Origin of the sequence: Phytohalomonas tamaricis (assembly GCF_003012345.1) — a bacterium.
GTDB lineage: Bacteria > Pseudomonadota > Gammaproteobacteria > Pseudomonadales > Halomonadaceae > Phytohalomonas > Phytohalomonas tamaricis.
Genome location: NZ_PVRV01000021.1, coordinates 178,369 through 190,646 on the forward strand (window position 1 = coordinate 178,369; position 12,278 = coordinate 190,646).

At 55.5% G+C, this 12,278-nt stretch carries 11 protein-coding genes and 1 pseudogene; 5 read left to right on the top strand and 7 right to left on the bottom strand.

What is annotated here, in order from left to right:
• Positions 1-13: 13 nt before the first annotated feature.
• The 7 genes from C3Z11_RS10600 to C3Z11_RS10630 all read right to left on the bottom strand — a co-directional run bounded on the left by C3Z11_RS10600 (position 14) and on the right by C3Z11_RS10630 (position 6,623).
• Positions 14-1,051, bottom strand: coding sequence for a CobW family GTP-binding protein (locus tag C3Z11_RS10600; RefSeq protein WP_106477926.1), 1,038 nt, complete (start codon positions 1,049-1,051; stop codon positions 14-16).
• Positions 1,038-1,346, bottom strand: a complete 309-nt coding sequence (locus C3Z11_RS10605; RefSeq protein ID WP_106477927.1) for a hypothetical protein — start codon at positions 1,344-1,346, stop codon at positions 1,038-1,040. The genes C3Z11_RS10600 and C3Z11_RS10605 overlap by 14 nt, the downstream gene beginning before the upstream one ends.
• A gap of 28 nt (positions 1,347-1,374) precedes the next feature.
• The gene (locus C3Z11_RS10610; protein ID WP_106477928.1) at positions 1,375-2,127 is read right to left on the bottom strand and encodes an SDR family NAD(P)-dependent oxidoreductase; all 753 of its coding nucleotides are present in this window, start codon (positions 2,125-2,127) and stop codon (positions 1,375-1,377) included.
• A 9-nt stretch (positions 2,128-2,136) separates the two neighbouring features.
• The gene (locus C3Z11_RS10615; RefSeq protein ID WP_106477929.1) at positions 2,137-2,913 is read right to left on the bottom strand and encodes an SDR family NAD(P)-dependent oxidoreductase; all 777 of its coding nucleotides are present in this window, start codon (positions 2,911-2,913) and stop codon (positions 2,137-2,139) included.
• Positions 2,914-2,935: 22 nt separating this feature from the next.
• A complete protein-coding gene (locus C3Z11_RS10620; RefSeq protein ID WP_106477930.1) occupies positions 2,936-4,282 on the bottom strand; it encodes an MFS transporter in 1,347 nt (448 codons plus the stop codon).
• A gap of 33 nt (positions 4,283-4,315) precedes the next feature.
• A complete protein-coding gene (locus C3Z11_RS10625; protein ID WP_106477931.1) occupies positions 4,316-5,200 on the bottom strand; it encodes a polysaccharide deacetylase family protein in 885 nt (294 codons plus the stop codon).
• A gap of 64 nt (positions 5,201-5,264) precedes the next feature.
• The gene (locus C3Z11_RS10630) at positions 5,265-6,623 is read right to left on the bottom strand and encodes an amidase (RefSeq protein WP_262927355.1); all 1,359 of its coding nucleotides are present in this window, start codon (positions 6,621-6,623) and stop codon (positions 5,265-5,267) included.
• A gap of 251 nt (positions 6,624-6,874) precedes the next feature.
• Here C3Z11_RS10630 and C3Z11_RS10635 point away from each other — a divergent pair, with 251 nt between their 5' ends.
• From C3Z11_RS10635 to C3Z11_RS10650, 5 genes and pseudogenes are all read left to right on the top strand, one after another.
• Positions 6,875-7,978, top strand: a complete 1,104-nt coding sequence (locus C3Z11_RS10635) for a GntR family transcriptional regulator (protein WP_262927356.1) — start codon at positions 6,875-6,877, stop codon at positions 7,976-7,978.
• Between the two features lie 221 nt (positions 7,979-8,199).
• Positions 8,200-8,333 (top strand): annotated as a pseudogene (locus tag C3Z11_RS17090) (IS3 family transposase); the annotation flags it as partial.
• A 1,035-nt stretch (positions 8,334-9,368) separates the two neighbouring features.
• A complete protein-coding gene (locus C3Z11_RS10640) occupies positions 9,369-10,034 on the top strand; it encodes a hypothetical protein (protein WP_106477934.1) in 666 nt (221 codons plus the stop codon).
• A gap of 68 nt (positions 10,035-10,102) precedes the next feature.
• Positions 10,103-10,744, top strand: a complete 642-nt coding sequence (locus tag C3Z11_RS10645) for a hypothetical protein (protein WP_449577917.1) — start codon at positions 10,103-10,105, stop codon at positions 10,742-10,744.
• Positions 10,745-11,830: 1,086 nt separating this feature from the next.
• Complete coding sequence (locus C3Z11_RS10650; RefSeq protein ID WP_106477936.1) at positions 11,831-12,034, top strand: cold-shock protein; 204 nt, start codon at positions 11,831-11,833, stop codon at positions 12,032-12,034.
• Positions 12,035-12,278 lie beyond the last annotated feature (244 nt).

The window sequence follows — 12,278 nt, forward strand, 5'->3', positions numbered from 1 at the left end:
ATGGGCTCTCCGCTCAGGTCGCCAGAGTAGCGAGAAACGTCGTCAGCGAGCGTTCTATCTGAGTAGGTTCGAGTCCACGGGTGATGAACACCAGCTGAGAGCGATGATCATTGTCCGGCCAGCGATGCAAGTGTAGCGGGGGGTGCAGAACATGTTGCACGCCATGGAGCGCGACCGGAGGTTGATCCTTGCCAATATTAAGAATTCCCTTCATGCGCAGCACCTTGTCGCCATGCGCACGCAGCAACATCGACAGCCAGATGCCGAAATGGGTCCAGTCAAGCGGGTCGTCCAAGGTGATACTGAGCGTACGCGTCGTGCCGTGAAGAGCATCCGAGGCCAAGGTTCTATCGCTGTTCGCTACCCGGCGCAGCGTATACTGCCATGCGGTTGCATGATGCAGGTCTTCTTCCATGCGCGCGCCGGTCGCGAAAAGGCGATCGTCACCGGCAATGACCTGGTGGGCTTCGAGCTGCTCGGCGGTCGGGTTGAGTCCGGCAAGGCGCTGTTTCGTAGCGGCGAGCGCCGCCTGGTCGGTTAGATCCGTCTTGCTGATGATCAGTCTGTCAGCTGCCGTGACCTGGGCCAGCCATTCCGGATGCAGCGATTGCTGTAGTTCGGCATTGACGGCGTCGACAAGCGTGATGATCTGGCCTAGCTTGAGATGATGGCGTAGCTGAGAATCGTGGGAAAGAGTCGCTAGGATCGGTGCCGGGTCGGCCAGCCCCGTGGTCTCGAGCAGAATGCGCTTGAACGGTGGCAGCTCACCTTGCTGGCGCAGGGTGAACAGTTCCAGGAGCGCATCCTTGAGCTCGCCGCGAATCGAACAGCAAACGCAGCCACTGGGCAGCAGCCGCACCTCAGGCGCCACCTCGCTGACTAAGCGGTGGTCGATGCCAACATCGCCCACCTCATTGATCAACAGCGCCGTCTCGGCGGCGGGCTGTCCGGCAAGCAACCGCTGTAGCAGCGTTGTCTTGCCGCTGCCGAGAAAGCCGGTCAGCACGCTGACCGGCAGGGTAGAATAATCAACCTTCTCACGCGCTTGCACAGTGATTCTCCAAGGTCGCGAGCAGCTCGGGATCGAGAGGATCAATTGTGCGGCCACTTAATGTTTCAGCCGTACGCCAGAGCTGGTCGATGTTACTGACCATTTCCTGGCGGCCGGTCAGGGACGACAGCACATAGCCCGAGCCCTGAAAGTCTGTCAGCTTCAACCGATAAGGCGTCAGCACCTTGTTCAGCGCCTTGAGACGAGCATAGCGCAACTGGCGGGCAGGAAGTGTGCTCGCCAGCGGGTCGCTCCAGTGGCTACCGTCATTGAGTAGGCCGCAGAGTCCACACATGGTTATCTCCTTTCGATATTCGATAGTCTCATGGCATGACATCACCCGAGTTGGGCCCCAGTGTCTGGCCACAGTAGAGATTGCCGCCTGGCTCCGAAGCCAGCAGTACCGCGGTAGGCGCCACTTCGTCGGCATAGCCGAAGCGCTTCAATGGCAGTTCAGCCGCCTTGGCCTGTTTCCATTGAGCACTGATGCCATCGACTAGAGGAGTCTCGATCGGTCCCGGTGCGATAGTATTGACCAATACGTTGTGATCACTGACTTCCAGCGCTAGGGACTTGGTGAACCCAATCACGCCAGCCTTGGCCGCGGCATAGTGACAAAGTTCGGCGCCGCCTTTAATGCCGAGCTGTGAAGCGACATTGATGATACGCCCCCAGCGTTGTTCAAGCATGGACGGGAGGGCGCACTGCGAGGCGATGAATACCGAGCGCAGATCGACGTTGAGCATGGTATCCCACATCTCGACGGTCATCTCGGTACAGGGCGCTTGGGTCAGCATGCCCGCATTATTAACCAGGATGTCGATGCCGCCGAAGTGGGCGAGACAAGCCTCGACACCGGCCCGCGCACCCTCGACCGTACCGACGTCGGCGGTGATTTCGATTACGTCGCCGCCTTGCGCCCGGCAGGCAGCGCGTGTCTTGACCAGCCCTTCGCCATCGCGATCCAGTAGCACGAGCCGGGCGCCGGCTTCAGCATAGGCCAACGCGATCGCCTTGCCGATGCCGCTGGCAGCACCGCTGACCACGGTACGACGATTCTCGAGCATTCCTTTCATGGCAATCTCCTAGTCGGGCCAGCGTACGGTCAGGCCGCCATCGATGACAATGCTCTGTCCGGTCAGGTAGCCTGCTTCATCACTGGTCAGAAAGCGTACCAGGGCGGCCACATCGGTGGGGTGCCCGACACGGCCCAGCGGGATCTTCTTCGCTGCCTGGGCAAGCCCCTCCGGCCCGAGCGAGTTTTGAGCATCGAGCGACTGTGGGGTTTCGATCAGGCCGGGAATGACGGCGTTACAGCGAATCCCGCGTGGCGCAAGCTCGACGGCGAGTGAGCGGCATAATCCTGGTACGCCGGATTTCGCCGCGGCATAGTGCGCATGGTCCTGCCAGCCGTAGACGCCGCCGGCGATTGAGGAGATCGCGACCATGGCCCCCCCCTCGCTCATGTGGCGAGCGGCGGCACGAAAGGTGCGCATCACGCCGGTGAGATCGACGTTGAGCATTTCGTGCCAGCGCTCGTCGCTCATTTCCAGAATTGACGCGCGCCGCAGCAAACCGGCGTTGGCCACGGCGATATCGATACGACCGAAGCGGGTTATCGCCTCGGAGGCAAAGGCGTCGACCGAGGCGCTATTGGCCACATCTAGTGCGACCATGGTACTGGCGCTATCGTGCTGGCGCAGTGCGCTTTCGGTCTCGCCCGGGTCATGGGGATCGCCGGGGAAATAGCCACCGACAACGTGGATGCCTGACTTGGCGTAAGTGATGGCCAGCGCCTGACCGATACCGCTGGCGGCGCCGGTAATCAACGCGACGCGTTGACTTTCAGCGTGTGAGTTCATTGTCGTCCCCTCTCTGTACCGTTCAGCGGACGCTAGCCGGATCAACGTGGCGGGCGGCGAATATGAGGATACCGGACAGAAGACAGGGTAGCGCACCGAACAGCAGGGCCGCCCACTGCCAATCGCCGCCAAGGCTCAGGATGGTCGTCGCACCGGCACCGGATAGCAAGGCGCCAATTGGCCCCATCGCGTTGATCAACGCACCCGCTGAGGCACGCACGCTGGTTGGGAAGCTTTCGCTGATGAAGAACAGCGCCGCCGCGTACGGGCCGATCAGGAAGAACAGGCCAATGCTGTACAGTGTAACCACCGGCACGAAGGCGCTGGGAGCAAAGAGCATCGCGGCAAAGGCGATACCGCCGCAGATCCAGCCAAGCCCGATGGTGTTGCGTCGTCCAATCTTGTCGCCGAGCCAGCCATGGGCCAGATAACCGCAGAAGCCAACTAGGTTGGACAGAATCAGGATGACCAGCGAGTTCTCGAACGAAACGTGATGCACGCTGACGATCACCGACGTGCCCAGCACGCTGAACACCTGAATGGCGAACCAGTTGAGCAGAATGGCACCGCCAAGAATCAACAGCGCTCGCCGTGATGGGCCCTGCAAGGCCCCCTTCAGGCCGGCATTGCTATGCGATTCGAAATCGATGTTATGGGCCTGGGCCAGGGTACGTGCACCTTTGGTGTCACCCTGCTGCTTGAGACGGGCAATTTCGCGATGAAGCTCGAATTGCGGCGTCTCCTTCAGCTTGCGTGCCATGAAGGCGATGACCAGGGAGGGGATCGCAGCGAAGACGAAGCAGCCCTGCCAACCGATCAATGGCATCAGGATCGCCGTCAATGCCGCAGCGATTAGCGCCCCCACCGGCCAGCCGCTCTGGACCAGGCTATAGACGAAACCGCGACGTTTTTGCAATTTGGGATCGTCGCTGGCCGCGTACAGCTCACTTAAATAAGTGGCATTCACGGTCTGTTCGGCGTAGCCGAGCCCGGCGACCGAGCGGATTAGCACCAACGGCCCCTTGCCCCAGGCGCCACCGACGGCGGTCAATGCCGAGCAAACAGCGGCACCACCGACCGTGAAGATGATACCTGCACGGCGACCGAGGCGGTCAACGAACGGCCCCATACCGATCGCGACCACGGCGGTGCCGAGCGCTATCCAGGTTGCCAGTCCGGCTTGAGTGGCTTCGTTCCAGCCGAAGTGCCGCCCGATCTCGGGCAGCAAGGTTCCGAATAGAATGAAGTCGTAGACAGCAAATACCCATGCAAAGAAGGCGATCCAGGTGGCATAGCGGACACTGGCCGCCGATGGTGTCTCGGGACGGAACGTGGCATTCAGTGGAGGAGCAGCATTGTTGTTGTTCATGGCTTCGGCCTCTAGGTGGTGCGTGGACGCAAATCAGCCGTTACGCGGCTGACGCTTGAGGAAGTCATCGGCAATTTCATTCATGGTGACGAAGCGAACGCCCTCATGACTCTGCATGTGCTCGATCAGACGTTCAAGCATCAAAAGGACCTGGGGGCGACCGGAAACGTCAGGATGAATGGTGATCGGGAAGACAGCGTAATCCATCTCGCGGTAGACCCAGTCGAACTGGTCCCGCCACATCTGTTCAATGTCGCGCGGATTGACGAATCCATGGCTATTGGGTGACTTCTTGATGAACATCATCGGCGGCAGGTCGTCGAGGTACCAATTGGCGGGAATCTCGACCAGATCGGTCTCCTCGCCGCGCTCCAACGGTTTCATCCAAGTGTCGGGATGCTGGCTGTAGTCGATCTTGGTCCACTTGTCGCCGACGCGCACATAGTAGGGATGGAAATCGTTGTGCATCAGGCTATGGTCGTACTTGATGCCTTTCTTGAGCAGCAACTCGTTGGTGATCGGACTGAATTCCCACCACGGCGCGACATAGCCAGTCGGCGGTTTGCCGGCGAGTTGGGTGATCAGCTCGATGCCCCGGTCCAGAATGGCCTCTTCCTGCTCTGGCGTCATCGCGATCGGATTTTCATGACTGTAGCCGTGCACGCCAAGCTCATGGCCCGCATCGGCCACGGCTTTCATCTGTTCGGGGAAGGTTTCCGCCGAATGGCCGGGTACGAACCAGGTCGTCTTTAGGCCGTAGCGTTCGAACAGCTTTAGCAGCCGCGGTGCACCCACTTCGCCAGCAAACAGGCCGCGCGAGATGTCGTCCGGCGAATCCTCGCCGCCGTAAGAACCGAGCCAGCCGGCAACTGCATCGACATCGACACCGATAGAGACGAAAATTTCTTTATTGGCCATTGTTCATACTCCTTGTCGTGGTGGGGCGTTTGTTCAGCTTGTTGATTTTCTGCCTTACTGACGTCTAGTGCTGAAGCGCGCGCTCGCATGCCAACGCGGTGCGCAATAAACATTCGTCTTCGCCGCTGGGTGCCGCTATCAGTACACTGGTGGGCAACCCTTGCGTATCGTAACCGCTGGGCATGGCGATGCCGGGCATGTCGAGCAAACTGCCGGGCATCGTCAGGCGCAGCGTGGCGCTGTTGGTGGCGAAGAAACGTTCGGTATCCTGTTCAAGGGGGGCGAGCGGCGGGGCGACATGACCGACGGTGGGCGTGATGAGAAAGGCACCGTCCAGCATGGTTCGCATCGCGTCTTTCAGGCGTATGCGCGCCTCCTGAAGATGAAGAAGCGTCGAGGCGCGCAGCTCCCGGGCGCTCTCCAGCCGTGTCCTGACACGCGGGTCGAGCTCTTCGGCGGCGCTTGTATTGAGCAGCGCCTCGTGAAGCGCGAAGGCTTCGGCGCCGCCGAGCCAGCCGTGCTGGGCAATCAGGTCCAGAATATCCTGAAAGACCGTGGCTTCGCGCCGTTCGATGATGCCCCCCGCCGCGACGAGCGCTTTGATCGTGCTCTCGAAATTGACGCGCACCGCCGGTTCGATACGCGAGTCGGCTAATATACCCTCATCGACCAAGAAGCGCCGGCCGGACAGCGATACGGTGCCGAGTTCATGGCCGATCTGGCCACGTAGTAGCGCGTCAAAGGCGATGACGTCGCGTACGCTGCGAGCGAAGGGACCCATGGTGTCAAGGGAGCGTGCAAGCGGAAAGACCCTATCATGACAGTAGCGATGGGCGCTGGCGCGATAGCCGACCAGACCGTTGAAAGCTGCGGGCACTCGGATCGAACCGGCGGTATCGGTCCCCATCGCCAAAGGTGCAAGGCCGGTAGCGACTGCAACGGCGGAACCGGACGAGGAGCCGCCGGGTATCCGCGGCTCATGCGTGTCGAATGGGTTGGTCGGCGTGCCGAAGTGTGGATTGAGGCCGAGCCCTGAGTAGGCAAATTCGCTCAAGTTGGTCTTGCCGAGACAGATCATTCCGGCACGCGACGCCTGGGTCACGAGCGGCGCGTCACGTTCAGCGGGAGCGCTGTCGCGGCGCAGGGCGGCGCCCGCGGTCGTGACATGCCCGGCAACATCGTAGAGATCCTTCCAGGCGACAGGCACCCCATCTAGGACGCTCAGCGGTTGGCCGGCCCGCCAGCGTGCCGAGGAGGCAGCAGCTTCACGCAGAGCGCGATCGGCGGTCAGAGATATGAAGACATGCGGAGCCGCACCGGCGCGTTCGAGCGCATCCTGTACGACTTCTGCAGGGGTACAGTGCTGCAGGCGATAGGCATCGGCGAGCGCAGAAGCGTCGCGGAATGGAAACGAATCCGTCATCGTCATAGTCCGGCCTTGTGATTGTTGTGCCGCATCAAAAGACTTTCAGAGCCTAGTACTGTCTACGCTATCAAGAATGGCTTTTTTATAAAATAGTCATTTGAAAAAAGATTAATATTCTCTCGAATTACTGAGAAGACGCTCGTTCTCTCGTTAAGAATAAGCTAAATCACAAAATTTAAGGTTTGCTGGGCTTTTATATAGGTTAATAGGCTGAAAGGTATAGAAGCGGAACAGTTATAAGTCGTATATTGTGTAAAAAAATACAATTACATGACTTTACAAAACTCGTTTGGGTTATCATCACAATTCTTATTTTTCAGACCTGCCGTGGAGTTAGCGTCACCATGAAGGCTCGTCCTTTAAAACCAGGCGAGGAGCCTCGTAATGCTCGTTATGCAGTCATCTTTCATGTCATCAAAGAAGCGATCGCTTGTGGCTCGATTGAAGCTGGGCTCGTGCTACTGGAGCAGCCTTTGGCTATATTGTTTGGAACCAGTCGTGCCCCTGTAAGAAAGGCGCTCGACATGCTGTTCGAAGAGGGGCTGATTGTTCGCTTCGAGGGGCGTGGTTATCTAGTCTCTGGTGCAGTACAGGATAATGTGCCGCAGCGTCGCGCCATCACCCGGGCCATGCTGGGCCTTGAGAAGGCTGAGCCGTTGATAGATATGCGTTCCGCAGGTGAACGCATTTATAGTGAAATTGCCAATGTCCTCTCGACCTGTATGGTATTTGGGCATTATCAGGTCAATGAGCAGCGAGCCTGCGAATTCTACGAGGTCAGCCGTCATTCTGTACGTGAAGCCCTGATGCGTCTACATGATCGTGGCCTAGTCGAAAAGGTGCCATATTCGCAGTGGACTACCGGGCCGCTTACAGCGAAGGAAGTCAAAGAAGACTATGAAATGAGATGTTTGCTTGAGCCGCAAGCTTTACGTCAGGCGGCACCTTTTCTGTCGCAAAACATGTTATGGCGAATGTTAAAGGACATTGAGCAGCTACGTCAGACGGAGCACTTTGATCTTGCCATGCTCGATCAGATTGAAGATAGCTTGCATCAACAGTGTCTGGCTGCCTCCCCCAATCGCCGCATGCTAGCCTCGATTCGTCAGGTACAAATGCCCCTTACAATTAATCGGCTATTTTATGGCACACTGGGAATATGGCCAGACGATGCGTCGTTGCGTGAACATCGTTTGGTACTCGAATTATTATTGGATGGCCAAGTTGATGCAGCAGTCGTTAGTTTACAGACTCATCTTGAGCGAGCTAGTGAGAGGACTCTGGCAAGGATAAAAGCAATGTCGGTTTTTCCTGAGCCAGAAGTGCCGGATTATATGCTCAAACTGAGTTAAAATTGACTGCTCCCGCCCTGAAGAGAGGGTCGCGAAAGGGGCCTGAGTCGTAAGATGAGCTCTCGCTCGCCTAAGCGCTTACAGTGTCGCTAGTATATATGGTCACGCCTGACAATAGGCAATTTATGAATCTTGCCCAGCAACAGTGGATACCCCGTTAAGGCAGTACACTGAGACGAGGTGGCCCATGGCAGGGAGGCAACTTTGATGTGCTGACCTGGCACAACCTCAAGTGCAGCATGGGCGCCAAGGTCATGTGCTACGATAATGCCTGTGCCGAGAGCTTGCTCACAGCTTCAAGAACGAGGCAATCCATGGCGAACGGTTTGAGTTCCGGGAATCCATACAGCGCAGCGCTGGTACAGTCCCATCGGATGACTAGCTCAGATTTTTAGCACTCCGGAGCCTCTCCGGAGTGCTAGCCGCTCGCGTTATCGCCAGTGCCGATCAACGTACCACCGTATCGGAGGGTAGGTGGCCGGCGCCACCAGTAGGATGCTTAGTGGTGCGATAGTCAGCGCCGCCAATTGCACCGCTAGAAACATTACTATACAGGCCAACAATTGCCCCGGAGTTCCTCGCGGTATCGGTTATACGCGATCAATATCCCCGTCGTTAATACTCTAATGTAGTAAATGTTTCGCGGCAATTGGTAAAAAAACCTTAAAAATCATGCGCATAAATAAAAACAGTAGCAGCGTGTATATAATAAGCGCCAGGGATGATTTTAGAATTAATTGAGTGTTAATATTTTTTATGATTACCTCCAGTGGGAGGTCAAAATTTAAACTAGGCAAACTAAGAAATCACGGTATTTATAATAAATGTTTATTAATAATTTCAACTACTCGTATTTAAAATTTCATTTATAATAAATAACAATCAATTTACATATAATAAAATTATTACTTATCCCCTCTACATATATCGCCGATCCTGCCGGTAAACGGTTAACTACAGTGTTTGCGGACCAGTCAGTATTAAACGAGTGAAGCCACGGGTTCTTCAAACATATATTGTATATGAATATATTTATTAAAATGCCCACGCGAGAATTAAGTTCCATGAAGAATTCGTGCGCAAGATCAACCTCGTTAGATCCTACAGTGATGCTCATCAACGAATTGTGAATGCTGGTAGCTCCTCCCATCGCGTCGTCCAAAGTGGCAATCTTGCTCTGCCAGGCAGCATTGTCGCGATGTGGCTGGCCCAGGCTGATGTCACCTCTCCTGCAAAATAAAATCGTTGGCGCCCCATATGTTCTTGACTTATAAATTCCTACGCATGTTATCTGTCCTATGTCCTATGTCCTATGTCCTATGTCCTATGTCCTATGTCCTATGTCCTATGTCCTATGTCCTATGTCCTAGGACACAGGACTAGGGGGCACATGAAAAGTCAAGATATTGGTGTGCTGCTGCAGCTGGTGGTATCACTCAAGAACAGAGAAGCCAATGACCATTACTGGCTCTCCAGTAGGGCTTTGGCTACGATGCCGAATGATTGGCGGGACTGGATAAAAGATGACGAGGATAATCTCTCACACCAAGGGGTACCCAGCTCTTCCTTGAATGACCAATGGCGTGCCCGTTACAGTGTGAGGTCTCTAGCCTTAGAGACTGGCATTAGCAAAAGCCAAGTCAGCCTTTCTTTGAATCGTTGTATGGAAATCGGATTGATCCGGAAGGATCGTAAAACCGGTTTACCTCGCACGAATACCCAAGCGCTCTATAATTTTATCGTCCATGGTCTGCGCTATGTCTACCCCACCCGGCCTAGCGAGATCACCCGCGGCATTGCTACTGCTTTCGCTGCACCTGTGTTAGACAATCGCTTGTTCAGTGCAGGCGAATGGCCGCTTGTGTGGCCAGATGCTCGTGGCAACACTAAAGGGCAAGCTATCGAACCTCTGTTCAATAGCGCGCCCCATGCAGTACGCCGCGATCCTGACATGTACGCCATGCTAGCCTTGCTAGATGCTATCCGTATTGGCCAGCCCCGCGAAAGCCAACTCGCTGCTAAACTGCTGGCCGGCCACTTGGGAATAACACCATGAGTCTATTCGACGATCAATGCGCCATGCTGCGCACTGTAGCTGATCCTTAGGGCCCGAGATTCGCGCACATTACGCCACCGAGCCTTGAGAAGCCATGGATCGAATATCCCGGTTACTACGGCGGCAACGATTGGGGTAGCGCTTCGGTGGATACTCAACGCAATATCCTGGTCGCTAACTATAGCGATACGGTCAACTATTCACAATTGCTGACACGCGAGCAGGCCGAAGAACACGGCCTGGCTCCGCTAGGGGCACCGGGCGGCTCCTCCGACTCGCATGGTGCCGCGCCTCAGGCGGGCACGCCTTATGGCGTGGATATTAATGCTGGCTGGCGCAACCCAACTGATGTGTTATGCAACCAGCCACCTTATGGCGGCATTATGGCTATCGACATGAATACCCGGGAAGGGCTATGGGACGTTCCTCTGGGTACCGCCCGCAAGAATGGCTCCTTTGGCATTCCGACCTATCTGCCGCTGAAGATTGGCACACCCAACAACGGCGGTTCGGTGGTCACCGCAGGCGGATTGATCTTTATTGCTGCGGCAACCGATGATCTGATCCGCGCCATTGATATCGATACCGGCGAGACGGCATGGCAGCACGAGCTGCCTGCTGGCGGACACAGGTCTCTAATGGGCAAGATTGAGAAAAAGATGATGGCAGAAGCATTCGTAACCGAAGTCGATAGGGGGCTGAGCTATTGAAGCTCTGCCAGCAGCTGCAGTCCAAAAAGGATGAGGTGGGTCGTCCAGCACCGTTTTCCATCGGCAAGAGCAAAACGCTTGACCAGTTCGCGGAGCTGGGACTAGAAGGTTCTGTGTGGTCAGCAAGGAGCGCCGGTCGTAAAACAACGATTTGATCTATGAAGGCAACCATTTGGTGAGAGATGCTCCGAAAGGGACCCTGTAGCATCGGCTGTCAACGTTGCCTGTATGATCACAAACCACAGCCACAAAAATCTAAGGAAAGTTTACCTATCTTCGCAGATGTGCCGCTTATTCAATGGCTAGATAAGCCTGTTGGATGAGAGCAATTCTAATGTCGGTACCTGCCCCACACGTAAACGTGCTAACCATGCCCTATCTAAACACGAAGGGGATATTGTTGGCGGACTTGCAGTGTCTGTAGCTGTGAAGTTTTCGTCAAGCGCGCGTCGATTGCGATTTTCGATGAATACGGTTGCAAGATCGGTGAGCACACGGGTGAATTCGTATGTCGTCAGCTCGTCGATCCTCTCGGGCAGAGCCAAGGCTTCGAGCGGATTCTTGATGGCAGCATCCCAGCAAGAAGCCTGGTGACAAATATGTCACCCGCGGTGCCAACACGGCGGGGTTCACGCCGATCGGCTTCGATGTCCGCGATATACTGGCCTTCAGCAGCGATCTCGTTATGTGTGCCGGCCTTGCTGACGATTACCGAATCCGGCAGGAGTAATGGTTTTTGACACAGCTCTGTTCCTCGAACGATAAAGTATATTGCGTTTCCTGTTGCCCGCTGACAGAAATCTTTTGGGGTCGCGTGTATTAATGAAATAGGGGATATAGTGCTTAATATCTGCAATTCATAATTGTAAAGCCGTCAGGACGCCTTTGTTATCTTTATACTAGTATTTTGTTTGACAGTGTCGGGAAAAGCATGACATGATGACTTCAGTTGGTTAGCAAGTCGCATATCGTCAGTTGTACTCGAGTCCTTCGGTAGCCTGGTTATATCCCCCTTGTTTTTCCCACTATATCTGGGGTAGTACCCGGCAACTTTTATATAGCGCTTCGTGCGCAAGGATATCAAATATGACAACTGGCACAGTTAAGTGGTTTAACGACGCTAAAGGTTTCGGCTTCATTTCTCCTGCTGACGGCGGCGACGACTTGTTTGCCCATTTCTCCGAAATTAAGGCTGAAGGCTTCAAATCCCTGCAGGAAGGTCAGCAGGTTTCTTTTGACGTAACCCAGGGCAAGAAAGGCCTTCAGGCCGCTAATATCCAACCCGCCTAACTTACAGTTAGTCTGCGTTTTCGAGCCGTAAGGCTTCGAGCACCAAGGCCCGTTTATGCGGGCCTTGGTGCTTTTGCGTGTTTGATTCTCAAGCTGGCAAGTACCTCGCTATGGGCAGCGTGGTCAGGATCGGTGCGATGAAGGCGACATCAGAGCCAAGCACTTTTGCTTCGATGACGTTACCCTTGCTGCGGGATTGGTCACTCTAGCGGTCGGGAATGAGGCTATGGCAGGACTATCGATA

Excerpts from the sequence above, each read along its gene's own strand:
- C3Z11_RS10605 (WP_106477927.1), bottom strand. The coding sequence starts at position 1,346 with ATGTGTGGACTCTGCGGCCTACTCAATGACGGTAGCCACTGGAGCGAC.
- C3Z11_RS10620 (WP_106477930.1), bottom strand. The coding sequence starts at position 4,282 with ATGAACAACAACAATGCTGCTCCTCCACTGAATGCCACGTTCCGTCCC.
- C3Z11_RS10630 (WP_262927355.1), bottom strand. The coding sequence starts at position 6,623 with ATGACGGATTCGTTTCCATTCCGCGACGCTTCTGCGCTCGCCGATGCC.
- C3Z11_RS10640 (WP_106477934.1), top strand. The coding sequence starts at position 9,369 with ATGAAAAGTCAAGATATTGGTGTGCTGCTGCAGCTGGTGGTATCACTC.
- C3Z11_RS10615 (WP_106477929.1), bottom strand. The coding sequence starts at position 2,913 with ATGAACTCACACGCTGAAAGTCAACGCGTCGCGTTGATTACCGGCGCC.
- C3Z11_RS10625 (WP_106477931.1), bottom strand. The coding sequence starts at position 5,200 with ATGGCCAATAAAGAAATTTTCGTCTCTATCGGTGTCGATGTCGATGCA.
- C3Z11_RS10610 (WP_106477928.1), bottom strand. The coding sequence starts at position 2,127 with ATGAAAGGAATGCTCGAGAATCGTCGTACCGTGGTCAGCGGTGCTGCC.
- C3Z11_RS10650 (WP_106477936.1), top strand. The coding sequence starts at position 11,831 with ATGACAACTGGCACAGTTAAGTGGTTTAACGACGCTAAAGGTTTCGGC.